27 protein-coding genes are annotated in these 21837 nt (G+C 42.7%); 7 read left to right on the top strand and 20 right to left on the bottom strand.

Annotated features, from left to right (window positions below; genetic code table 11):
* Nucleotides 1-825 precede the first annotated feature (825 nt).
* The 3 genes from kynA to kynU are packed head-to-tail and all read right to left on the bottom strand — an operon-like array spanning nucleotide 826 to nucleotide 3540.
* On the bottom strand, nucleotides 826-1644 hold the full coding sequence (kynA, locus tag QT711_RS08665) for a tryptophan 2,3-dioxygenase (RefSeq protein ID WP_317943473.1): 819 nt from the start codon (nucleotides 1642-1644) through the stop codon (nucleotides 826-828).
* Nucleotides 1637-2272, bottom strand: coding sequence for an arylformamidase (gene kynB, locus QT711_RS08660; protein WP_317943471.1), 636 nt, complete (start codon nucleotides 2270-2272; stop codon nucleotides 1637-1639). The genes kynA and kynB overlap by 8 nt, the downstream gene beginning before the upstream one ends.
* A complete protein-coding gene (gene kynU / locus QT711_RS08655; protein WP_317943470.1) occupies nucleotides 2269-3540 on the bottom strand; it encodes a kynureninase in 1272 nt (423 codons plus the stop codon). Before kynU ends, kynB begins: the two co-directional genes overlap by 4 nt.
* Nucleotides 3541-4028: 488 nt before the next feature.
* Between kynU and QT711_RS08650 the strand changes: the two genes are divergently transcribed.
* Both QT711_RS08650 and QT711_RS08645 read left to right on the top strand, forming a co-directional pair.
* Nucleotides 4029-4283 carry an AbrB/MazE/SpoVT family DNA-binding domain-containing protein gene (locus QT711_RS08650; protein WP_317943469.1) on the top strand — a complete coding sequence of 85 codons (255 nt, stop codon included), beginning with the start codon at nucleotides 4029-4031 and terminating at the stop codon, nucleotides 4281-4283.
* Nucleotides 4280-4681 carry a type II toxin-antitoxin system death-on-curing family toxin gene (locus tag QT711_RS08645; RefSeq protein ID WP_317943468.1) on the top strand — a complete coding sequence of 134 codons (402 nt, stop codon included), beginning with the start codon at nucleotides 4280-4282 and terminating at the stop codon, nucleotides 4679-4681. The genes QT711_RS08650 and QT711_RS08645 overlap by 4 nt, the downstream gene beginning before the upstream one ends.
* 81 nt (nucleotides 4682-4762) lie before the next feature.
* Here the strand turns inward: QT711_RS08645 and QT711_RS08640 are convergent, their stop codons facing one another.
* The 6 genes from QT711_RS08640 to QT711_RS08615 all read right to left on the bottom strand — a co-directional run bounded on the left by QT711_RS08640 (nucleotide 4763) and on the right by QT711_RS08615 (nucleotide 9304).
* Complete coding sequence (locus QT711_RS08640) at nucleotides 4763-5368, bottom strand: response regulator transcription factor (protein ID WP_317943466.1); 606 nt, start codon at nucleotides 5366-5368, stop codon at nucleotides 4763-4765.
* The gene (locus QT711_RS08635) at nucleotides 5365-6495 is read right to left on the bottom strand and encodes a sensor histidine kinase (RefSeq protein ID WP_317943554.1); all 1131 of its coding nucleotides are present in this window, start codon (nucleotides 6493-6495) and stop codon (nucleotides 5365-5367) included. Before QT711_RS08635 ends, QT711_RS08640 begins: the two co-directional genes overlap by 4 nt.
* Nucleotides 6496-6580: 85 nt before the next feature.
* Nucleotides 6581-7633 (bottom strand): fatty acid desaturase, encoded by a 1053-nt coding sequence (locus QT711_RS08630; protein WP_317943464.1) that lies wholly within the window; start codon nucleotides 7631-7633, stop codon nucleotides 6581-6583.
* 440 nt (nucleotides 7634-8073) lie between these two features.
* A complete protein-coding gene (locus QT711_RS08625; protein ID WP_317943463.1) occupies nucleotides 8074-8274 on the bottom strand; it encodes a hypothetical protein in 201 nt (66 codons plus the stop codon).
* A gap of 37 nt (nucleotides 8275-8311) precedes the next feature.
* Nucleotides 8312-8638: a bacillithiol system redox-active protein YtxJ gene (ytxJ, locus tag QT711_RS08620; protein ID WP_317943462.1), complete on the bottom strand. Its 327-nt coding sequence runs from the start codon at nucleotides 8636-8638 to the stop codon at nucleotides 8312-8314.
* A gap of 111 nt (nucleotides 8639-8749) precedes the next feature.
* The gene (locus QT711_RS08615; RefSeq protein ID WP_317943461.1) at nucleotides 8750-9304 is read right to left on the bottom strand and encodes a glycerol-3-phosphate acyltransferase; all 555 of its coding nucleotides are present in this window, start codon (nucleotides 9302-9304) and stop codon (nucleotides 8750-8752) included.
* Between the two features lie 172 nt (nucleotides 9305-9476).
* Between QT711_RS08615 and QT711_RS08610 the strand changes: the two genes are divergently transcribed.
* A complete protein-coding gene (locus QT711_RS08610; protein WP_317943459.1) occupies nucleotides 9477-9659 on the top strand; it encodes a hypothetical protein in 183 nt (60 codons plus the stop codon).
* 25 nt (nucleotides 9660-9684) lie between these two features.
* A complete protein-coding gene (locus tag QT711_RS08605; protein WP_317943457.1) occupies nucleotides 9685-10341 on the top strand; it encodes a phosphatase PAP2 family protein in 657 nt (218 codons plus the stop codon).
* Between the two features lie 48 nt (nucleotides 10342-10389).
* Here the strand turns inward: QT711_RS08605 and QT711_RS08600 are convergent, their stop codons facing one another.
* Nucleotides 10390-10935 carry a hypothetical protein gene (locus tag QT711_RS08600; protein WP_317943455.1) on the bottom strand — a complete coding sequence of 182 codons (546 nt, stop codon included), beginning with the start codon at nucleotides 10933-10935 and terminating at the stop codon, nucleotides 10390-10392.
* An 84-nt stretch (nucleotides 10936-11019) separates the two neighbouring features.
* On the opposite strand from QT711_RS08600, the gene QT711_RS08595 reads away from it, so the two are divergent.
* Nucleotides 11020-11346: an MGMT family protein gene (locus tag QT711_RS08595; RefSeq protein WP_317943453.1), complete on the top strand. Its 327-nt coding sequence runs from the start codon at nucleotides 11020-11022 to the stop codon at nucleotides 11344-11346.
* Nucleotides 11347-11542: 196 nt separating this feature from the next.
* Here the strand turns inward: QT711_RS08595 and QT711_RS08590 are convergent, their stop codons facing one another.
* Nucleotides 11543-11764, bottom strand: a complete 222-nt coding sequence (locus tag QT711_RS08590) for a transcriptional regulator (RefSeq protein ID WP_317943451.1) — start codon at nucleotides 11762-11764, stop codon at nucleotides 11543-11545.
* 92 nt (nucleotides 11765-11856) lie between these two features.
* On the opposite strand from QT711_RS08590, the gene mscL reads away from it, so the two are divergent.
* Nucleotides 11857-12240, top strand: a complete 384-nt coding sequence (mscL, locus tag QT711_RS08585; RefSeq protein WP_317943450.1) for a large conductance mechanosensitive channel protein MscL — start codon at nucleotides 11857-11859, stop codon at nucleotides 12238-12240.
* 68 nt (nucleotides 12241-12308) lie between these two features.
* Here the strand turns inward: mscL and QT711_RS08580 are convergent, their stop codons facing one another.
* From QT711_RS08580 to QT711_RS08540, 9 genes are all read right to left on the bottom strand, one after another.
* Entirely contained in the window at nucleotides 12309-14222 is a 1914-nt protein-coding gene (locus tag QT711_RS08580; protein WP_317943448.1) for a DUF2207 domain-containing protein, read from the bottom strand.
* Between the two features lie 592 nt (nucleotides 14223-14814).
* Entirely contained in the window at nucleotides 14815-14973 is a 159-nt protein-coding gene (locus QT711_RS08575; RefSeq protein WP_317943447.1) for a hypothetical protein, read from the bottom strand.
* A complete protein-coding gene (locus QT711_RS08570) occupies nucleotides 14970-16208 on the bottom strand; it encodes a helix-turn-helix domain-containing protein (protein ID WP_317943445.1) in 1239 nt (412 codons plus the stop codon). Before QT711_RS08570 ends, QT711_RS08575 begins: the two co-directional genes overlap by 4 nt.
* A gap of 376 nt (nucleotides 16209-16584) precedes the next feature.
* Complete coding sequence (locus QT711_RS08565; protein ID WP_317943443.1) at nucleotides 16585-17574, bottom strand: ABC transporter permease; 990 nt, start codon at nucleotides 17572-17574, stop codon at nucleotides 16585-16587.
* Nucleotides 17543-18460 carry an ABC transporter ATP-binding protein gene (locus QT711_RS08560; protein WP_317943442.1) on the bottom strand — a complete coding sequence of 306 codons (918 nt, stop codon included), beginning with the start codon at nucleotides 18458-18460 and terminating at the stop codon, nucleotides 17543-17545. Before QT711_RS08560 ends, QT711_RS08565 begins: the two co-directional genes overlap by 32 nt.
* 31 nt (nucleotides 18461-18491) lie before the next feature.
* A complete protein-coding gene (locus QT711_RS08555; protein ID WP_317943440.1) occupies nucleotides 18492-19196 on the bottom strand; it encodes an ABC transporter ATP-binding protein in 705 nt (234 codons plus the stop codon).
* Entirely contained in the window at nucleotides 19193-19558 is a 366-nt protein-coding gene (locus tag QT711_RS08550) for a GntR family transcriptional regulator (RefSeq protein ID WP_317943439.1), read from the bottom strand. The genes QT711_RS08555 and QT711_RS08550 overlap by 4 nt, the downstream gene beginning before the upstream one ends.
* Before the next feature lies 1 nt (nucleotide 19559).
* The gene (locus QT711_RS08545) at nucleotides 19560-20252 is read right to left on the bottom strand and encodes a hypothetical protein (protein WP_317943438.1); all 693 of its coding nucleotides are present in this window, start codon (nucleotides 20250-20252) and stop codon (nucleotides 19560-19562) included.
* Between the two features lie 2 nt (nucleotides 20253-20254).
* Nucleotides 20255-21040, bottom strand: coding sequence for a hypothetical protein (locus QT711_RS08540; RefSeq protein WP_317943437.1), 786 nt, complete (start codon nucleotides 21038-21040; stop codon nucleotides 20255-20257).
* Nucleotides 21041-21459: 419 nt separating this feature from the next.
* Between QT711_RS08540 and QT711_RS08535 the strand changes: the two genes are divergently transcribed.
* A complete protein-coding gene (locus QT711_RS08535) occupies nucleotides 21460-21828 on the top strand; it encodes a VOC family protein (RefSeq protein WP_398295831.1) in 369 nt (122 codons plus the stop codon).
* Nucleotides 21829-21837: the final 9 nt, after the last annotated feature.

The following is a 21837-nucleotide window of genomic DNA, read 5'->3' as shown; positions in this document are numbered from 1 at the left end:
TGATAGATGGTTGTAGGGAACGCTCATTTAGTAAGACTGGTTGGAATTTATCCGCAAACTGGCGCAGTCCATTGTTCGCCTTGCTTTTTGTGAAGTAAGTGCGAGCGAGCAGGCTTTGTGCATAGTGGGCAATCCAAGGTTGGGGCAATGAGTCACAACGGTTCGGGGAGGGGTTCCTACAGTCGATGAGAAATCATTTCGACGGGTTCATTGCTAACTAAACTGAAAATGGAGGTTTTGGCCAATCCGGCTGTGGTTCTGTAGATTGGTAATTCGTAGCGCCCACACAGCGAACTGCGCTATCTTTAGTAATACAATTGTGTTAAGAGACGAGGCTCTGCCAACGGAGTGAGTTGGTGGAGTTTTTTTGTTTGGTGGGGTATGCGGCGTTTGGCTGGGATATGCGGCGTTCTGGAGAAGTTTGCGGTGTTTCGGGGAGTTATGCGGAGTTCTGGGGAAATATGCCGCGTTTCGGTGATATTTGAGCCGTTTGAAAGAAATTTGCGGCGTTATAAAGAGTTATGCTTAGCTTGATGAAATTTGCTTGTTTCGCGGGTAATTGCTTCTACCAAATTGTTATTGTCGCGCTAAATGCCTTTCACACTTTAACGGGTTGCTTCCGAGGGATAGGCCGTTCGTAACAAATTGTTTATTAGAATTGTGAAAGTGATTGATAGAACTGGCATAGTGATCGATAGAACGCAAATGCTGTACTTCTCTTTATTTCAACGCAATTTCTAACACAGAAATCTCCTTGTCATCATTATCTGTTAGGCTTACATAACAGAAGCTGCCGAGATGACGTCGGCAGCTTCTTTGAGATACTCATAATTTTGTTCGTACGTCCCATAGTTCAGGGAAAAACTGATGATCCAGTACAGACTTCAAATAATTGACGCCTGAGGAGCCGCCTGTGCCGGCTTTGAATCCGATGATACGCTCCACCGTCTTCATGTGGCGGAAGCGCCATTGCTGGTGGCTGTCTTCGATATCGACGAGTTTTTCGGCGAGTTGATACAAATCCCAGTATGTGTCGACATCACGGTAGACGTCGAGCCATGCTGCCGCAACCGTTGGATCCCCTTTGTAAGTAACCGAGAAATCCCGGTTCAACAAGTCTGGATTGATGGCAAAGCCTGCTCGTGAGAGGGCACGAATGGCAACATCATAAATCCCGGGTGCTTCATAGGCTGCTGTTAATTCGCGTGCGAGCGCAGGGTCTTTCTCGTAAATTTTCAAGATATGTGGCTGTTTATACCCTAACGCAAATTCGATGAGACGGTTTTGGTACGATTGAAAACCTGATGCACGGCCGAGGCTATCACGGAATTCCATGTATTCAGCTGGCGTCATTGTCGCAAGGACATCCCATGCCTGGATGATTTGTGATTGCACTTTTGAAACACGGGCGAGCATTTTGAACGCTTCTGGTAGTTCATCTTCTTCAATCAACTCAATTGCCGTATTTAATTCGTGCAAAATGAGCTTCATCCACAACTCGCTCACTTGGTGAATGACGATGAACAGCATTTCGTCATGATGACCCGATAACCGTTCTTGGCTCGATAAGACTTTATCCAGGCGCAAGTACTCGCCGTATGTCATGTTCTCTCTAAAATCTGTATGAATTCCTTTTTCACTCATCGTCTAGTCTCCTTATAACAGCGCGCACTGGACTTCCATCCGCTCCCGCAATTGGCAATGGTAATGCGATTAATTCATAAAAGCCTGGGTGGATTGTATCGAGTACGATATTTTCCAAAATGAGCACTCCATTGTCATGGAGGGCATGATGCGCGTCTAGTGTCTTGCTCGATTCAGGGTCAACGGATGGCGTATCTACACCAATCAGTTTTACACCGCGTTCTTTCAAAAACGGACCAATATCTGCTCGTAGCACTGTAAATGTTTCTGGAAATATAGTTGGATCTGGTCGACTTCCTGTTTTTAATAAAATTCGTTGTGCTCCACCGAAATCGTGCGCTTCCAAATCGGAACGACCGACGCTCTCAAGGCCCGTCACATCAATGATTTTGGCTCGACCGATATAGACGTCAAGCGGCAATTCATGTACTTTCTTTCCCTGATCATCATAATGAAACGGCGCATCAATGTGCGTCCCCATATGCGTACTCGTTGTCAGTTTTCCGATATTGACCGAACCGGTTACTGCTTTCGGAAAAGCGACTTCATACGTAAATGGCGTATCCCCTGGCCATTCTGCAATGCCGTTATGCAACGGCTGTGAAATATCGATCCACTTTCCCGTCATGCGACGACACCTCTTTTATTTTCAAATTGTTCATAGCGTTTCTCATCCATGATGACTTTCAATTTTTGAACGGTATACCAGACGTCTTCGAATGTGTTATACAGTGCAACGGGTGCTAGCCGGATGCCGTTTGGAGCTCGGAAATCCGGGATAACGCCATCTTGCTTTAACGCTTTGCAAATCCGCGCTGCTTCTGCATGTTCCAGTAAAAGATGTCCACCGCGAGATTCATCAACAGGATTACCAATCGTAAAACCTGCACCTGCTAGCTCTTGTTCTACTAACGCAAGCATAAAGTTTGTCAGTTTCAATGATTTTTCACGGATTGCTTCAATGCCAATTTCCTCGAACATTTCAAGCGAACCGATCACGGGAGCTAAACTCAATACGTGAGGGGTACCAATTTGATAAGCACCGACATCTGTAGCCGCATCCATTGTATGTGCCATATCGAATTGTGATGCCTTTTTCGAACCGAACCATCCGGCTAGGCCTGGCGCTTTGCCAAACTGCTTTTCGTGAATGAACAGCCCTCCGACGGAACCGGGACCGCCGTTCAAATGCTTATACGTGCACCAAAATGCAAAGTCCACGCCCCAGTCATGCAGTTCATGCTCAACGGATCCAACAGAATGACAAAGGTCGAACCCGATTGGAATGTTCCGTTCATTTGCGGCTTTCGTCAACTTTTCCATATCCAACACTTGGCCACTACGGTATAAGACGGCTGGTAAAACGATAAGCGCAACCTCTTCCGTCATCGCTGCAATGATGTCGTCTTCTCGTAAATACCGACCATCCGGGCTAGCCACGCGGATTAAATGCTCATCCGGCTCGTACCCTTTTAGCTGCAACTGACTTTTCAACGCATAAATATCCGAAGGGAAGTTCAATTCATCCGCGAGTATCTTTGTTTTATTCCCCATCGGCTTATAAAAAGTGGCAACGAGCTGATGCAAGTTTGTTGTCGTTGAACCTGTGGCGATCACTTCGTTTTCATTACCTCCAACGAGCGGCGCCATTTTCTTACCGACTTCTTCGGAAAGATAAAACCACGGATGCTCCCCTTCCGTCCACCCGTCAATGCCGAGTGTCTTCCAAGCATCGAGCAACTGCAGCAACGTGCGCTCTGCTCGTTTGGATAATAAACCGAGTGAATTGCCGTCCATGTAAATCGTATTTTCAAGTATGTAAAATTCGTCCCGATACGTGGCAAGTTTGTCTTCCCGATCCCATTGTTGTGCTGTTGACAGCGTGTGTTGTCTCATACAGATTCCCCTTTCTGTTCGTTGAGAAAAGCATAGCATATGACAGCCTGCCCACGATACACAAAAAGATCAGCGTTCTGGCCAGCCTTTTTCGATTCTTTACTGGAGACGGTTGCTGAGTGATGAGTCAGATACTTCTTCGTGCACCGGTAGGTTGTTCAAAGTGTTATCACCGACTTCTGACTCGTTATCACCGATTCTCACGTAGTTATCACCGACTTTGAGCACTTTATCACCGATTCTCCGACCGTTATCACCGACTTCTGACTCGTTATCACCGATTCGCCAAAAAACACTAACCTACAAACGCCCCGCGAAAGATTCAGAATCGTTTTGGGGACAGGCACCAAAACAATTCTGAATTGAACCTCTTTTTCCCAAACTTTTAATACAAATGTTGAACATTAGCAAGCAGGGTTCTAAATCTTTTGGTTTTTTTCACTATGTGTTATATTTATTATAACGTTATAACAAGAAGGAGTGATAGGATGGAGGAGTATGTAGAGCGTAAGGTCACGAAAATCGGCAATAGTTTTGGGATTACTTTACCTGCCGATCTCTTGAAAGAAGCAGGGCTGTCATACGGAGATAATGTGCAAATCAAAGTAGAAGACGGTAATATTGTTATTCACAAAAAAGAGCAGCTTTACCTTCCGGATGGCGTGGATGCTGCATTCATGGATATTTTAAATGACGTTATACAGGAGCATGATAAGGCTTTTAAAGGTCTGGTCGATCGATGAACAAGCAAATCATTTACCTAACAACGAATCAGGTAATTGCTATCAATACGATTCAGATCCGATTATATTCTCCAAAAGAACCTGTAGGCGTTAAAGATCCCGGTTTACTGGATTATGCGTTAAATCGACCAAGACAATCAGTGTTTGGTGAGGATGCCTATCCTTCCATATATGAGAAGGCCGCTGCTCTGTTTGAATTCATTGCCAAAAACCATGCATTTCATAATGCAAACAAACGTACTGCACTCGCATCCCTCATTGTGTTTTTGAAAGTGAATTCCTATCGATGGACAATGGGAATCGAGGAAGAACAGGATTTCACTGTTGATGTGGTAAATCATAAATATACTTTTTCTGAGATCGTTGTAGTCATAAGAGAACATACAAAAGAACAATAAAAAGAAAAAACAACCTACTCTCACACGTGTTGTTAGAAGAGACGGTTGTTTATTTGGATAGCGAATGTTAAGGAAAACGTATTATTTAAACCAACCTTTTTCCTTAAAACGTGAAATTGCTTCAATGCGATTGCCGACTTCCAATTTCTCGAGTATGGTCGAAATGTAATTCCGCACGGTTCCTTGGGTCAAATATAGTTCTCCGGCAATTTCTTTTGTCGTCTTTCCTTCAGCTACTAGTTCAAGTACTTGGCTTTCGCGATCCGTTAATGGATTGACCGTGTCGTCTTCGTAGGCGATGTCGACAAGCTCAGGGGCATAGATGCGTCGACCATCTTGAATGGCGTGAATGGAAGTGACGAGCTCCTCGATTGGGCTATCCTTTAGTAAATAGCCTCTTACACCGGCTTTTCGCGCGCGTTCAAAGTATCCAGCTCGTGCAAACGTTGTGAGGATAATAATCTTGCATTCCATTCCTACAAGCTCTTCTGCTGCATCCAGACCGGTTTTCACAGGCATTTCTATATCCATAATGCAAATATCAGGGGCGTGCGCCTTGACGAGTTGAACAGCTTCCTCGCCGTTCTTCGCCATTCCCACTACTTCCATATCGTCTTCCATGTTCAATAAAGAACCGAGTGCGCCCAACATCATTCCCTGATCTTCCGCGATGACAATTCGAATCATGACAAACCCTCCTCTACTTGATGAGTAATCACAACCGGCATATTAATCGTCAATTTTGTTCCTCGATCATTTTCAGTTTGCAATGAACCATTGACAAATTCCAATCGTTCTCGCATCCCTTTTAACCCACTACTCACTGATTTCTGCTCTTTCATTCCGACACCGTTGTCATGCACAATAATTGAAATCGAATCACCGGTTTGCTTGAAATGAATGATACATTCCGTTGCTTCACTATGTTTAACAACATTTGTGACGGCCTCTTTCAAACACATACTCAATACGTTCTCGACGTTTGAAGGAATTGAGGTGACAATCGGATTGCCTTCTAATTTCATGTCAATTTCTGCAGCTAAGAGGATTTGACGAACCCGAAGCAATTCATCCGAAAGTTTCGTCGCGCGCATATCCGCTACAAGTTCTCGCACTTCTTTTAGTGCTGTACTCGCAGTTTGCCGAATATCATTCAGTTCCTTCTCCGCATTCTCAGGATTTTTGTGAATCAATCGCTTCGCCAAATCACTTTTCAAACCAATCATCGACAGCTTTTGTCCAAGTGTATCATGTAAATCACGCGCAATCCGCTCACGCTCTTCTAGCAGGATTAATTCGGAAATACGATCTTTTGCATCTTCTAGCTGTCCTTCCAAGTTCTCGCGTTTGCTGCGATTGTACAAGTTAAACGGCAACAAGATTACCCCGATAATCGTTATAATAATAAAATGCACTTGCGGCAGGAACAGGTTAAGATCAATGAAAAAGCCCGCCACTACAGCCCCGATCGTAAACGCAATATGTAAGCCGTACATGATGAAAAAGCCTACAGGGTTCCGGATGTTCCCGATGAAAAACGCGGTGAAAATGGAGAAATATACATAACCAAACAACAGCGTCATGACGACATTGATGGCCATTTCAAAGCTGAGCCACATATAGACAAGCCCGCTCTTTGATTTGAATGAAAAGAAATAGGAAATGAAGAACAGTAGCAATAAGCTAATACCGACTGAAATATCAAGAGCAGCCCATGATTTGAATATGAAAAAGAACGGCAGGAGACAAAAAATGATCCAGGCGTAAATACTAAGCCACGGACTTTTCGGGATAATACTGTACCATTTTTGCATCAACTTCACCGCCCTTGTTCCATTCATTGTATCAAAAACGCGAATAATGAAACAACCACCCCACAACGGAGATGGTTGTAATGTTTTATTTACTGTCAAAGCTCGTACGCTTCGGTTTCAAATCAATTTTTGGTGTCGGCAGTTTAACGGCCTCTTTCACTTCTTTAAATGTAATGAACCGCTTGTTTGCAGGATCATACAATTTGTAACGAAGTGACTCTAAGCTCGTTTTAATCGTAATTGTTGTTGCTTGGTGTAATGGTGGTGTCGATTCATGCGCCATTTCCAAGTTATAGTTCGGAACGCGTGGCGCCAAATGATGGACGTGGTGGAAGCCGATATTGCCCGTCGCCCATTGAAGGACTTTCGGCAATTTATAATACGAACTGCCTTCCACAGCCGCTTTCACATAATCCCACTCCGATTCTTCTTCAAAATACGAATCCTCGAATGTATGTTGAATATAGAATAACCAAATACCAAGCGCTGCCGCTACAAACATGATGGAACCTTGCACAATCAAAAACGCCTGCCAGCCGACAAGCCAGATCATCAACGCATAAAGTGCGACAAGCGCAACATTTGTTAAATACGTATTGTTCCGTTCTTTTGAGCGAGCGTCTTTCCGGTTAATGCGCCCGGTAATAAGCACTAAATACAATGGTCCAAGTCCAAACATCACAAGTGGATTTCGATATGCACGATACTTCCAACGTTCCCATTTCGACGCTTCCACGTACTCTTCTATCGTCATAACCCAAATGTCACCGACACCGCGCTTATCCAAATTTGAACTCGATGCATGGTGAATGGCATGCTCCCGTTTCCACTTTTCATACGGGAATAACGTTAAAATCCCTGTAATTGTCCCGACAATATCATTGGCTTTTTTATTTTTGAAAAATGAACCGTGCGTGCAGTCGTGGAAAATGATGAACGTCCGAACAACAAACCCCGCTGCAATGACTGCAATCCCAATTGTTAACCAAATAGACACAGACAAACTTTGATACGCCAAAAACCACAAAATGAATATGGGCGGCACCGTATTAATTAACTGAATAACACTCTTTTTCAAATCCGATTTGGCAAAAGGTGCAACATTCTTATGCAATTGCTTCGTCTTTTCCTTGCTCATTTTTTTACAGCCTCCTCGAAGTTTTTCCTTGTTTACAATACTAAAGCGTTTTCGAGGCGAGCAGAATAGATGAACGTCATGAATTTGCATATGATATCTGTCATTTATTGTGAAGTTTTTCACAAAGATGGCGTGTTAGGGATAGTTATCGATCGAGTTCACAATTTATTCGATTGGATAGCATGCGTTATCGATTGTATAGCTGAAGTTATCAATCGTATAGACAAAGTTATCGCCATTTCGGGACCTTTGACGCATCGACTTTACCGCCTTGCCAATAGAGCACGTATTGCAAAAAGCATTTCTGTGCGACAGTAACTCGCAATTGAATTGATTACTCCCGCAGTTTCAGCTAAGTTCTCTACAAAGATTCTTTTCATCAAAAAAAGACCCTGCTCGAGGATCTTTTTGGAAAGCCGTTCTCTTACTACAGAAACTTTTCATTTCCCTAGAAAGCTAGCTAAAAGAGGTAGGGAAAGCAACACTACCACACTTTGAATAAACGTCAGTAACAGATCTTTCTTCCAACTGTTTCTTTGCGGATCGCGATAGATAATTCTTTGAAAAACGAGCAATAGTCCCCACCAAATGAACAAACTGATAATAGCAGAACCAAAGCTACTGTACATTTCGTTATACAAAATCCCATCCCCTTTCACTCAAGAAACACAAAAAGCATTATTGAATGGCATTTACAGCGGTTTGAATGGTCATTTCACTAATTTCATAATGACTGCCGTGCCAGGACACTTGCCCTGCGTTTAATAAAAATAGTTGCGGACTTTCATGGCGAACACCTAGATCGCGTTCAATTTCGTTGGAAACGGATCTGCTACGTTGAACAATGACAACATACTTCGGTATAGATGTTGGAAATGCTTCGAACGCTCGATAACCAGCTGCACTGATCGGGCATGTCGAGCTATGTTTAATGACGAATACGGGTGTCGACTTTGACTGCTCATGCACAGCTTTCCATTCTTCGATAGATTGTATTTCTTTCATTCTAATCGCTCCTCTCCCATTTCCATCCATTATAGACAACTGCACAGCGGCTTCACAACCGTTTACCTCGCTTTGCCTATTTCCCAAGGAATAATCCTCATTTCTTCCAATTTACACAGGTGCTTCATGGCGATTTCTAACACATAACAGCAAGGCAACTAGCACTGCAGCTAGGCCCACTTGTGCCCAATCCTTTGTAAGCAAGAATAAAAACAACGGCGTAAGGGAAATTGCCGTAAACCCCGTTGCCGAAAAGGTTTTCAAGAACGGTTGCAGGATGAGAAAAGCAAGGACAACGAGACCCACTGCAAATGGATTGAATGCTAGCATCCCTCCGATGAACGTCGAAATGCCTTCGCCCCCTTTGAACTTGGCGACAACGGGAAAAATATGTCCAAGCATCGCCGCCAACAAACTGATCAGTTGTATGCTTTCAGATAATCCTAGAGACTTCGCGAGCAACACTGCGACAACGCCTTTCATCGCATCGCCGAGAAACGTAATCACAAACGCTTTCTTACCAAGCACCCTCCCCATATTGCGTGCGCCTGGATTCCCACTGCCCTCAACCCGAATATTTCTTGCATAGAATAACTTACCTACTACAGATGCCGTTAAAAAGTTGCCAGCTGCATAGGCGCACATTATGACGAGCACTACATCCATTCACGCTCCCCTTTCTACATTTACTGGTAGATATTTTGGCATTACTTTTTTCCGTGCGACATGATGAAAGAACGTTCCGTGAGATATGGGAAATTCCAGGAACATTCTCGTCGTGCGACATGCTGGTACTCTTCACTCACTAGTTCTAAGATCATGAAATGGCGATAACTTTGTGAATTCGATTGATAACTTCGCTTATCCAATCGATAACTTCACGTATCCAATCGAATACGTTGTGAACTTGATTGATAATGAAGGAAAACAACTACTTTTAGAGCTGACACCTTTCAAATACCCTGTTCTTCCACGCAAACCGATTATGAAGTGCAATCTCTTCCCATTTCTTGTACAATAAAGCGCAGTAGAAAGGATGAATGGGATTGAAAGGACTACCTTCGCGCCTACTTTTAGCTTTGTTATTATGTATACTCTATGGCAGCACGTTTGCTTTTATTGCAAGTAACATTGACAGTACAACTATTACTCAATTTGACGACACCGTAATTTCTGTCGTTCAAGGATGGGAAGCGGATTGGCTCACTCCGATTATGAAAACTTTCACGTTCATCGGGTCAACAAAAGTCGTAATTCTGCTCGTTCTTATCGGATTTGCCATCTTGTTTTTCGGATTGCGGAACCGTTCGCAAGCTTTTTTCTTCCTCTTCGTCATGGCCGGAACAGGGCTGTTAAACCAATCTTTTAAATTTGCGTTTCAACGGGCACGTCCCGATACAAATCGATTAATTGACATAACAGGTTTCAGTTTTCCAAGCGGACATACGATGCTTGCATTCAGTTTGTACGCAGTGAGCGCATACATTGTTTGGCGTCACATTCAGACAGCTACTAGCAAAGTTGCCCTTGTCACGTTCGTCATTTTCATGTTCGGAATGATCGGAACGAGCCGTATTTACCTTGGTGTGCATTATCCAAGTGACATTGTCGGCGGCATAGCGGCAAGTGCATTTTGGGTCATCGTTGCGACAGCCGTTTATGGATTTATTCAACGACGCCGGCAACGAAAATTTGGGCAATAAACGAACGAATAAACAACGGCTCCTCAATCGAGTGGAGCCGTTTAATGCCTACTCCGTATACTTTTTCGCTTCATCTTCCGTCAATACACGCGGCTTGAAATTGCCAACTTCGACGTACTCCACCCGATCATCGACAACCACTTTAAATATATACGCATCACTTGTCTTCTCAATCGATGTATACATTAGCTTCTGTTCTTCATAGTACCCTTTCAATTCCGTTTCTACCCAAAACGGTACGTCTTCCTTTCGAACAACTTCCTTTTCTTCTTTCTCCTTCTGCCATTGCTGCTCAACTTCCGGATGTAACCGGAAATAGATGCGTTGTAAAAAGTCAATCACTTCACCAAATCCGATAATCAGAATGCCATACAGCGCATGTCTCGCCAGAATACTAATAAATCCGAAGAAAGCTCCACCTGCAAGATAGCTTGAATACTGGATTTCTCCCCATTCATCTACAAACTGCCCGCCTAATTGCGCCGCCCCACCGAGGAAAAACATTGCGACAATAAAGCCCCATACCATCACAACAATACCAGCAATTTTAATCAGATAACCAATTGTAGTCTGTTTCTCTAAAAGTTTTGGCATGTCATCAACCCCTCTCGTTTCAATTTTCGATTTATATAATGTACGATACAACTAGCACAATAGTTTCAATAGAAGGAGGATAAAATGGTTCCGTTCACAGAACGAGTTGTCCAAATTATTTCAGGAATTCCCGCAGGCCACGTCATGACATACGGACAAGTCGCGCGTGCTGCAGGCAACCCACGAGGCGCAAGGCAAGTCGTTCGTGTGCTCCATTCCATGAGCGCAAAACATAACTTGCCATGGCACCGGATCATTAATGCACAAGGCGGAATTTCTACACCTTCCGACCGGGCGGATAAAGGAAATAAGCAGCGTGATTTACTAGAAGCGGAAGGCATCGTTTTTTCGAGCAGTGGTAAAATTGATTTGAACTGCTATCGATGGTTTCCCGAAGAGGAATATATTTGAGGATTTGTTTGGTGATTTATGGTGTTTAGTAGTGTGGATGGAGGATTTTAAAGTAATGCGTGAGTAGGTGTTTAATTGCTAAACTCTCGCTGTGTGTGGGGATATACAGAAATTCGCGGTTAACCTCTTAAGAAAGATTCATTTTAATGTAGCCAATCATGCTCTTTGCTTGCGTTTTTTGTTTAATCGCGACAGATCAGATCGCTTCAGATTCATAGTGTCGGACGCGCCATAGGGACAAAACACGTTCCACTTTGAATGTTCGTTTTGCTCTACGTAAGTAGCAATACGCAATAAATGAATCGCGATGGACCGATAGAATTTTAAGTCGTCTTTTCGTCAATGTTCCATCCGCACACATATAAATCATTTCAGCTACTTCACGACGCTCACACATTTTTAACACTTGGTTCCTCATACAAACGCCTCCTATAAAGAACATTTGTTCTAATTATATGCAAACACATAATAAAATACAACTCAATTTGCACTCGAAAGGAAAGATGTATGATGTGGAAAGATTTTAAGGAATTCGCTTTTAAAGGAAATGTTATTGACCTGGCGGTAGCGGTCGTCATCGGTGCTGCATTCGGAAAAATTGTATCTTCGCTCGTTGAAAATATCATTACACCGTTCATCGGCATGCTGACAGGAAAAATTGATATTTCGAAGTTACACGTAGAGATTGGCAACGCAAATTTTACATACGGTCTATTTTTGCAATCCATCATTGACTTTTTAATTATTGCGTTCTCCATCTTCCTGTTCGTCCGTATTCTTATGAAATTCAAACGCAAAAAAGAACCGACAAAGAACGAAACACCTGCAATCGACGCAAAAGAGGAACTGCTAAAGGAAATTCGAGATTTATTAAAGGAAAAGAACGGAATCTAACACATTACTATAAACCGCAAGCATCCATTTTTAGCTGGGTGCTTGCGGTTTTAAGATCGGTGTATACATTATTCAGCCCCTGCTCCTCCTCCACCGCCATCTCCTCCACCACTATATCCACCGCCGCCATCATACGAGCTACCTTTCGTTGTGGAACTACTACTTATCGATTTTAACTGTCCCCATGTCGAGTATGTGTAGTAGAGGGGATCTACTGCTAAGGTGAAAAGAGGTGCTAGCGGAGCAGCTGCCGGTAGATCATTCTTTAGTTTTGGGAGTCTTTTCTTGGATCTATTCAATAAATACGTACGGGTTATCCAGCTGTCATAATCATCTGGCGACAACTCAGAAATCAACCCTTTCTTTTTCATCCTGAATTTATTAATACTCATTTTTGTATTAATTGCAGTGATTGAACTCGGAAGAGCAATCGGGAGAAGAAAAAAGAACACCGCACTTACAACGACCATGTTTAGTATGGCTAGTTGCAACTCAGGATTTACGATTTGCGCGCCAACAGCAAACATACCGATGAAAAACACAATGGATGGCCACTTCTTTTTCGGGTTGGATTGATATAGCATATAGCAAATAACGACCACAATGATCGGAAATGAAATACCCCAGAACCCAGCAAGATCTACATAATACGCGAAACTCGTTACACCCATTAAACCAACAAAAATGAGCAATTTGAGCGCTTGTGGCAAATTCGTTGACAGTGCCCCAGCTTCTTTCATGAGTTGTAACGTATCTTCATGCCAAATGATGTGATTTTCTTGAAACCGAATTTGCTTTCGTACATCATTTCGATTGTTCCGATCAGCTTTCTTTGCAGACCCCGCAATGTCATGCAAATGAAATTTCCGATGACCTGCTCTCCCTTTGAACAACCAAGTGAGTAAATATTGCTCATGTGGAAGTATTTTTTTGTTCACATTCTTTGCTTGCCGGAAGACAAGCGTTTTGTCAGGCGCGCCTTCACTGTCTTTGAAGCGCGAGGCAGATTCCGACATTTCAACATCAAGAATGCCTCTCTCAACGAGCGCAAATAGGCCAGCGAGAAAACTTTTACGATTGAACTTCCCACTCTGATCAACATGCATTAAATAGATGGGATCTGTTTGTAAAATGAGATGAGTGTTTCCAAAAAAAGAAAAGATGCGTTGCTTGTATAGGACAAGCAAACCGATGAGCACAAGCATTACTATACTTCCATTATCGACGATTTTTGTCAGTACAGGGATGACGGCTAGCTTGGATAACATCTTTTCAATAGTCGCCGTTTCGTTTTCTACTACTTCTGAAAGTGATAGCGGTGCTGCTATTTTTGGCTGTTCGGTCATTAAAGTCGACGGGAATAGTAAACGGGTACTTGTCTCTGTACTTGCGGATGAAATGGGCGTTGTAAAGATGATCCCGTCGCGATAAACAGCAGGCTTTTGACCTTTTCGATCGTGCATAAATCCATGGATGTTGTTAACTCCCGCGTCACCAGGCAGCACGTACGATATCGTTACATTGTGCAAATCTGTGTCGTGATTTGGTCCGCTTTCAAAGTATGTGATCGCCATATCGCTATATGTATCGTATGAGATGACGGCGTTTTTCATCGTGTACGTGTAGAGTACAGAGACCGTTCCACTCCCGCCAGTATGCGTGATTTTATATGTTTCATTTACTCGTTTGCTCGATGCACGCGTTAAATCCTTATTGTTCAGTTCTCCAACAATCGGATCGGGTCGAGTGATTGTGTATGCTTCAAAATCAATTATTTGGTTTAGGTGTTTTTCTGGGAATGAACGTGTAAAATTTTTATACTCCCCGTCCAACGTATAAGTAAAGATTTCATTTACAAGTACATCCCCATTTGGTTGCACCCAGCCTTTAATTTGTACACGATCAACCGTAAAAGACTTGGCCGAGACATTCATCGGGACGATAAACAGCAAAATCATAAGAAAACATGTTAGTCTCTTCATTTCACAGCCTCCCTCGTTGTAAGAACATACGCAGAATGTCTGCAGATGGTTTCGTTTTTCAAGGATGAATTGTTTTATTGATTGGATTTGAATGGTATCGATCAAGTTCACATCTTATTCAATTGTATACGGGGAATATCAATCGAATTCACAAAGTTATCGCCATTTCGTGACCTTTGAACCACGAATGAAAACAGATAGTTTGTTAAAGGCATTTGGCGCGACACGGATTACACCTGAATATGCCCGATTCCGCGGAAAAAGTGTCGTTCCAAATTTGATTCTGTCGCGCAGCAAGCACTTCACCAACTAGCAAGTATTCAACACCGATCTGTGTCAGCTTGGTGTCTCTCGTTGCCACCGGGGACAACTAATGCTACAATGGGAGGTAGGATTATCGATTAAAGGAGTGAAGTTTTCATGTGGTTCATTTACATCATGTACGCATTGTTTGCATTTATCCTTGTCGGCACAACATTTGGTCTTGTTAGCACATTCAACAATCATAAGTGATTGTTGAGGTGCTTTTTTAATCCACAAAATAAAGGTGTCCCACGGCCAGAAACGGCAATGGGACACCTTGTTTTATAAATTAAGTTTGAGGGGGTAATATGGTCGGTGGTGCGAAATTGTCTCTGCCTTTTGCGAATGTCTCCATTGCGTCATTAGGTTCTAACGCCATGGCACTTCCTGCTCCAGCAAATGATGCAAACAAAGCTGTCAATAATAGGACCGATACTGTCTTTTTCAAGTTTCTTCGTCTCCTTTGACATAATAGTACAAACTATATTTCTCCATTTTCTCTTCATCCCCAATGGAACGGTAATAGTTTGCCAACTTCCAGGCTGTGCTTCTTGCTTCCTTTATATAACCATGTTTTGAGAGAAAAGGGAATGCTATTTCTTCACAATAGTCAAAAAGCTCTTGTTGGGAAATTTGAGCCTTTCTAAAGTAGGTAGTTAATATGGAAAGATATGCATCGTTTTTCCTAGCTGCAATCACTTCCAATTCCTTCAACAACTCTTCAGTATCAATATCTTCTTCCACTGCCGTGTGCAATAAATGAATTAAGATCGCTTGATAATAATCCGTTCCTTGCACGATAAGCGCGCGCAATTCCATTAACAACTCAAATGCCGACTCGTGCAAGCCTCTACGATTTTGTAGTTCCGAGTAATTGTATAAGGCACCTTGATACAATTCGTCTAGTTCCATCATCTTCGAATTGCGCAGCACAATTTTAAACAGTTCCTCCGCCTGGAGAATCAAGTCACGATTTGTGTAGGTGATTGCTAGTAGTAATTGAGCATGCAGCAATCGGATGTAGTTGCAGTCTTTCTGGAAATGCTCCACGGCGAGTTCTGCAAAATAGGAAGAACGACCGTATTGAGCGCGCGTATGTAAGAGATACGCTTTTTGATAATATAACTCGCCTTCAAACAGGAACGGGATTCGCTCACGATACGCTTCAATTTGCTGGAGTCTTCGTTCAGCTTGCTCGTATTTTTGCGAAAAGATGTCGTACATGAAATAAAGGACTTTAGAAATCCCCTTTTCGTAATCATCAAATGTCGCTTCCAACTTATTTAAGACCGTCATTTGCTGAGTGGCCTTTGGCATATCACGCTTGTACAAATTGTAACGTAACGTATACAATTCATAACGGTTGAGCAGGTCCGTCGACTGTAAGTATTCTTCATTGCCAATTAACTCTTCATAGAGGTTCTCCATCGCTTTCCAATTGTAGTAAATTGAATGCCGAATAAAGTTCTCCAACTTTTCTTTCCATAGCGTATACGTCTGAACTTCCTTTGCCCACTCAACGTTCATCCGTTTGAAAAGCTCGTTCATCGTCTCCGTATGCGGTTCATACTTATTGGACTCGATCTTACTTAAATGGGATACTGAACAAATCCCCTCAGCTAATTCACCTTGCGTCATATTATTTTTCATTCGGAAATACTTCACGATTGACCCAACATACATCCGCATCGCCCCTTAACTATCTAATTATTCAAACACTATCATGTTTACAACTCAATTACATGAGAAAACAGTCCCAGGGGAGTAGAGGACTGTTTTCTCGATTCGGGATTTTAGGGAGGTTGCGCTTTTAGTAGCGCTACCTCCTTTACTATAACAGACATTTCAACTAGATGATATTGGGAAAATTCATTTCCCTAAAGACTCTCAATATTTTATTACATAAGTTAAAAGACCTAAAAAACACCGACCTTATAATTGGTCGGTGTTGATGAAAAATGCATTTCGCTTCAACGTACTTGCATGCTGACAATCTTAGTCCAACAAGGTGTTCAACTTACATTCGAAAATTTACTAACTGACTTACTCTGTAGGTCCATTAAGCCGTGACATCTCGTTTCACAAAAGTCGAATAGCTGATCACTAAAAAGACGATCATATAAACAGCAAGGACTGCGAGTGAGAACGGCATCGTCACATCTTCGATGAGTTTCACACCCGTTTCAAACTGTGTCAAATCCATATGCGTAAATAGTAAGTACTTTGCAATTTCATATCTTGCAAGCAATGCCGTGACCATCGCTCCTGAGAAATAGATAAACAAAGACAAACCGATAGCAAGCGAGCTGGAGCGGAAAACAGAACCGATTGTGAATGCAAACGTTGCAATAACGAAAACGGATCCGAAAGATAAGAGCAACATGTAGAGACTCTTCGCCCAAACGGACACTTCTACGACTTCTTTACCATTCCAGCTCAGTTCCTGTCCCGTTCCTGATTTAAATAAAATCATTGCCAACAAGATGTAGAAGATGTAGCCTATCACCATCAAAAACATGCCGAATAAGTTCACTGTAAGAAATTTAGAGGTAAGGATTTTCCATCGTTTCACAGGGCGTGTTAACAACATTTTAATGGTCCCTTGCGAAAACTCGGACGCCACGATGCCTGCAGCAACGATGACAGTCAATAATAGAACGGTGCCGCCTATCCCTGAAGGATCCATGAGCATTCCTTCTTTGCTAAAAGAATCGACGGGTTCGATGTCATTGTCCAAGCGGTACTCCAATACTTTTGCGTCTGCTTCCAACTCTTTTCGTTCAGCCTTAGACAAAGTGTCATCCGCCAATTGCATTTCCAAGTAGGCTAATTCATCATTCATCGGCCCTTTCCAGCTTGGTGCATTACTTACTTCAGCAGAAGGATTATTCTCTACTTCTGTAAACGTACTTTGCTGGGTGTCAATGAACTTCATTACCCCCATCATTGCACCTGTTAGAAGAAGCATAATACCGATCATGACCCATGTACCTTTTTTATTCCATAATTTCATCCACTCATTTTGCATAAGTTTCAGCAATTTGGCCACCTCCTGTCATTTCTAGGAATTCATCTTCCAATGTTTTTCGGTGAGGCTGCACGGCAAACACTTGCAAGCCTCGGGCAATGAAACGCTCCATAAGTACCGGTATTTGGCTTTGTTCCGCGTTGACAAGTAAGCCATCCTTGAAGCCTTCCACCGCAAATCCTTCCTGTTCAAGCAACTGTTTTGCCTGGTCAATCGGTGTTGCTTCCATATAGTAAAACGATTCTTTCGTCTCGGACATGTCACGAATATCAATCAGTTTACCATTCTGAATGACTGCTATCCGATCACACATCAGCTCAATTTCTGAAAGCATGTGACTTGATACAAAAACAGCGACCCCTTCAGTTTCAGCAATCTTTCGCAAGTATTGACGAAATTCACGAATGCCTGCAGGATCCAAACCATTTGTTGGTTCATCCAAAATCAAGAATTTCGGTCGGTGTAGTAATGCTTGCGCAAGTCCTAGCCGTTGGCGCATTCCAAGGGAGTACGTACTTACTTTTTCATGAATTCGGTTTTGCATGCCGACTTGCTTTACCACTTCGTTAATCCGTTCTTTTGTTACACCTTTATGCATACGCGCGAAATGGACCAAGTTTTTATACCCCGACATGAACTTATACATTTCAGGATTTTCAACGATAACGCCAACTTGTGAAAGGCCCCCTTCAAAATTATCCCGAAGCGAGACACCATCTATGACGACATCCCCTGCACTTTTCTTCATGAGTCCGACCATCATCCGAATCGTCGTTGTCTTCCCGGCACCATTTGGTCCAAGAAAACCGGTAATTGTTCCAGGGTAAATGGCTAAATTCAAGTCATCAATAATCTTCTTCTTCCCTATCGTTTTCGATAGATTCTTCAGTTCTACAACGGGTTTCATTCTCCCAACTCCTTTGTTATTTCCAATAGTCCTATTGCACTTGCGGCTGCTTAAACAGTGACACCATCCAACTTGTTGCATCAATTCCGTAGAAATCGCGTATTTCATCAACCGCTTCATGCGCAATGATTCGCCCACCTTGCATGACGATAATGTCATCAAGCAGTGGCTCAACTTCACGGATTTCATGTGTCGACAGAATTACGGTTTGATTTTCGGGATCTGTAAAACGTATGAGCCCTTTGGCAATATCCTCCCGCACCATCGGATCCAGTCCCGAAAAGGGTTCATCGAGTAAATAGATATCTGCTTCCCTTGCAAGTGTAACAGCGATTTTCACTCGTCCTCGATTCCCTTTAGAAAGATTTCTCATTTTGGCATCCAGCGTAACGTTCAAAAAGCTCATTAATTCCTTTGCTTTAATCAAATCAAAATCCTCGAACTGCGAATCATAGAAGTCCATTAGTTGCCGAACCGTAAAATACGGAAAGAACAAATCTGCATCGGACATATACGCTAAGCGGGAAGCAATTTTTCTTGTAATCGGTTCACCTTCAAAAAAAGCAGTTCCAGCATGGATGGACGATAAACCAGCAATCGCTTTTAGCAATGTCGATTTTCCGCTTCCATTCTCACCAACCAGTCCAATGACTTTTCCTCTAGGAATGGAGAGTGTAACATTGTCCAATGCCCGTTTAGGTCCATACTTTTTGACAACATTCTGTAGTGTAATCATGCTTCATCCCCTCTTTCTTGCAAGCACTTTACAATTTCGTCTGTCGTAAAACCGAATGACGCAACATTTTGAAGGAACGTCGTTACAAGCTGCTCCTTCATTTCATTGCGAAGCGCTAAGATTTTCTCTTCATTCTCCGTCACGAACGACCCTTGCCCCCTTCTCGTTTCGGTGATTTCCATTTGCTCCAACTCCTTATAAACGCGTTGCATCGTATTTGCATTGACGCCCGCTTCCACCGCGTATTCCCGGACGGATGGCAACTTTTGTCCTGTCGACAACGTACCTCGCAGTATATCCCCCATAATCCGATCGATGAGCTGTTGATAAATTGGTTTGTCTGGTAAAAAATCTATGCTCATCTTAGAACCTCACTTTCTTCTCGAGCAACCATGTGCCCCCACTAAAGAACAGAATGGAAAATAGAGCGATAATGGTAAATCCAGTAATGGTCACTATATAATCTTGAAGGAATACGCCGGTTAGCACACCCCATACAAATGCCATGAACAGGATGGGAATCATCACGATGAATCCTGCAAACTTGCCAAACAATCCTTGTAAATAAACAAAGAGACTCCAAGTAAAAAGAACTGCCACCGTGTTGAATACAACATTAATATCTGCTATCACAATGGCTTTTGTAGCAAAAAGAATGGCTGCCTCCAAAGAAACTGACTCAGTCGCACCGAGGAAATAGGCGATGCCAATCATAAGACTCACACAAATCATCGAAACTGTAGCTGTCAATAGAGCCATGATCACTTTCACGCCAATCATTTTCCACATCGGCACGGGTGAATGCAACCATACGTCTGGCCGTTTCCTTTCAGTTTCCAAACTACTCAACAACAGCAATGGTCCTGAAAATAAATGAATCGTTAGCAGCATCTTGTACAGACGATCCGGATCGATATGCTGGAAGTCAAATCGTCCTCCTAAAACAGGTGTCACACTAAAGAAGCAGATAAGTAATGCAGTAAGAAGAAATACAGCCATTTGTAAACGCATCAGTACCCATTCTTTTTTCATCAAACCACGCCATCTCCAAGTCATCGTCACACCCTCACTTTCTTCTCAAACAATGTGACGGCAACGACGAACAACAATACGGTCAACAGCAAGTCGAACAACGTATTCCCGATGGATAACGTCAAATCCATATAAATATACGAGTTTTCATTGATCTCCAACTTCGAATTTTTCAGCTCAAGCAAGTCAAAATTACCGTTGTGAATGAATCGCTCATAAAAAGCAGTGCTCTTTATTTCCCCAAATAAACGTACAGCAAGCACGACTAGGATGCCTGTCGCAACAATGGAAAACCCCTTTAAATACGGTTTTAGCAAACGATCGATTACAATAAAAAACACCGCTGTTGCTAAAATCATTAAAGAAGTAGCGAAAAAAAGCACAATAAACCAACTTCCAAAAAACGCTAACTCATCAAATGTAACGTCTAGATTGTCCGTTATTGCAAAACGGATTGCCAAAACGAGCGCAGGTACAACTAATGCAATCGCTCCAATACATGCGGCTACCACACATTTCACGCCAATTAAAACGTATGCACTCGCCGTCGAATGCAACCAAATATCCGGCTGTTTCATGTCGCGGTTAAACATCGTGGCAAACGTAATTGCAGGAATAATTGCGCCTGTCAAAATGACCATGAAACCGAAAACCATCGTCATCTCAAATACAAATTTCGGATCATCCTTTGTCAGCGGTCCCATTATTGACGGTATCGCAAACAGGCCAATTACCGTAATGCCGATTGCAATGACAATCTGCCACTTCCACAACATCCACTCTTTCGCCATCAACCCATTCCACTGCTTCATTGTTAAATCCCCTTCTGTATTGGTGTATTAGTTACATAGTACACTACTGTATGCTGTTAAGTAAAGGGATTTGAATGATTTATGTAAAATGAATGAAAAGTCCTTGTCAGGAAGTTGCTTTCTAATGTCGCAGTCTTTCTCAGAGAGATTCACCTTGGAATACTATCGATCACTTTGTGAGGTCTATCGTTCATTTTCGAGCTTCTATCGATCACTTCTAAGATTCTATCAATCACTTTCACCATTCTAATGAACATTTTGTATCTAAATACCTACATACTTCAAACACAAACTCACTTCTCGCATTACAAATTCATAACCTCATAAGCAATTGTGATCTCTTTCGTTTCAATTCCAGTCATAGTCTAAATCGCCAAACTACTCTACACTTAAGCTATCAACACAAAGGAGCGATGAACATGACACATTTCCTAACAGGCATCGATCATATTCAAATTGCAGCACCGCCAAACGCCGAAGAACAAGCACGACAATTTTACGGCAAGCTGCTCGGCATGGAGGAAATTCCAAAGCCTGAAAATCTTGCGGCACGTGGCGGCTGCTGGTTCCAGTGCGGTACACAAGAAGTCCATATCGGCATCCAAGCAGACTTCTCACCCGCCAAAAAAGCGCATCCCGGTTTCACTGTGAATGCACTTCCTGCACTAAAGTCCCGTCTTGAACAAGCAGGTTACACGATCTCTGAAGAGCCACCGATCGACGGACGTACGCGTTTCTTCACACACGACCCTTTCGGCAACCGCATAGAATTCCTGGCATTCAACTAACAACAAAGC

The organism is Sporosarcina saromensis (assembly GCF_033253735.1).
GTDB classification, from domain to species: domain Bacteria; phylum Bacillota; class Bacilli; order Bacillales_A; family Planococcaceae; genus Sporosarcina; species Sporosarcina saromensis.
The sequence above is the reverse complement of the archived record's forward strand: the minus strand, read 5'-3'. Positions and strand labels throughout refer to the sequence as shown.

Bases quoted from the DNA above. Each gene is read 5' to 3' on its own strand.
- kynA (WP_317943473.1), bottom strand. From the start codon at position 1,644: ATGAGTGAAAAAGGAATTCATACAGATTTTAGAGAGAACATGACATAC.
- kynB (WP_317943471.1), bottom strand. From the start codon at position 2,272: ATGACGGGAAAGTGGATCGATATTTCACAGCCGTTGCATAACGGCATT.
- kynU (WP_317943470.1), bottom strand. From the start codon at position 3,540: ATGAGACAACACACGCTGTCAACAGCACAACAATGGGATCGGGAAGAC.
- QT711_RS08650 (WP_317943469.1), top strand. From the start codon at position 4,029: ATGGAGGAGTATGTAGAGCGTAAGGTCACGAAAATCGGCAATAGTTTT.
- QT711_RS08645 (WP_317943468.1), top strand. From the start codon at position 4,280: ATGAACAAGCAAATCATTTACCTAACAACGAATCAGGTAATTGCTATC.
- QT711_RS08640 (WP_317943466.1), bottom strand. From the start codon at position 5,368: ATGATTCGAATTGTCATCGCGGAAGATCAGGGAATGATGTTGGGCGCA.
- QT711_RS08635 (WP_317943554.1), bottom strand. From the start codon at position 6,495: ATGCAAAAATGGTACAGTATTATCCCGAAAAGTCCGTGGCTTAGTATT.
- QT711_RS08630 (WP_317943464.1), bottom strand. From the start codon at position 7,633: ATGAGCAAGGAAAAGACGAAGCAATTGCATAAGAATGTTGCACCTTTT.
- ytxJ (WP_317943462.1), bottom strand. From the start codon at position 8,638: ATGAAAGAAATACAATCTATCGAAGAATGGAAAGCTGTGCATGAGCAG.
- QT711_RS08615 (WP_317943461.1), bottom strand. From the start codon at position 9,304: ATGGATGTAGTGCTCGTCATAATGTGCGCCTATGCAGCTGGCAACTTT.
- QT711_RS08600 (WP_317943455.1), bottom strand. From the start codon at position 10,935: ATGCCAAAACTTTTAGAGAAACAGACTACAATTGGTTATCTGATTAAA.
- QT711_RS08595 (WP_317943453.1), top strand. From the start codon at position 11,020: ATGGTTCCGTTCACAGAACGAGTTGTCCAAATTATTTCAGGAATTCCC.
- QT711_RS08590 (WP_317943451.1), bottom strand. From the start codon at position 11,764: ATGAGGAACCAAGTGTTAAAAATGTGTGAGCGTCGTGAAGTAGCTGAA.
- mscL (WP_317943450.1), top strand. From the start codon at position 11,857: ATGTGGAAAGATTTTAAGGAATTCGCTTTTAAAGGAAATGTTATTGAC.
- QT711_RS08580 (WP_317943448.1), bottom strand. From the start codon at position 14,222: ATGAAGAGACTAACATGTTTTCTTATGATTTTGCTGTTTATCGTCCCG.
- QT711_RS08570 (WP_317943445.1), bottom strand. From the start codon at position 16,208: ATGTATGTTGGGTCAATCGTGAAGTATTTCCGAATGAAAAATAATATG.
- QT711_RS08560 (WP_317943442.1), bottom strand. From the start codon at position 18,460: ATGAAACCCGTTGTAGAACTGAAGAATCTATCGAAAACGATAGGGAAG.
- QT711_RS08555 (WP_317943440.1), bottom strand. From the start codon at position 19,196: ATGATTACACTACAGAATGTTGTCAAAAAGTATGGACCTAAACGGGCA.
- QT711_RS08550 (WP_317943439.1), bottom strand. From the start codon at position 19,558: ATGAGCATAGATTTTTTACCAGACAAACCAATTTATCAACAGCTCATC.
- QT711_RS08545 (WP_317943438.1), bottom strand. From the start codon at position 20,252: ATGACTTGGAGATGGCGTGGTTTGATGAAAAAAGAATGGGTACTGATG.
- QT711_RS08540 (WP_317943437.1), bottom strand. From the start codon at position 21,040: ATGAAGCAGTGGAATGGGTTGATGGCGAAAGAGTGGATGTTGTGGAAG.
- QT711_RS08535 (WP_398295831.1), top strand. From the start codon at position 21,460: ATGACACATTTCCTAACAGGCATCGATCATATTCAAATTGCAGCACCG.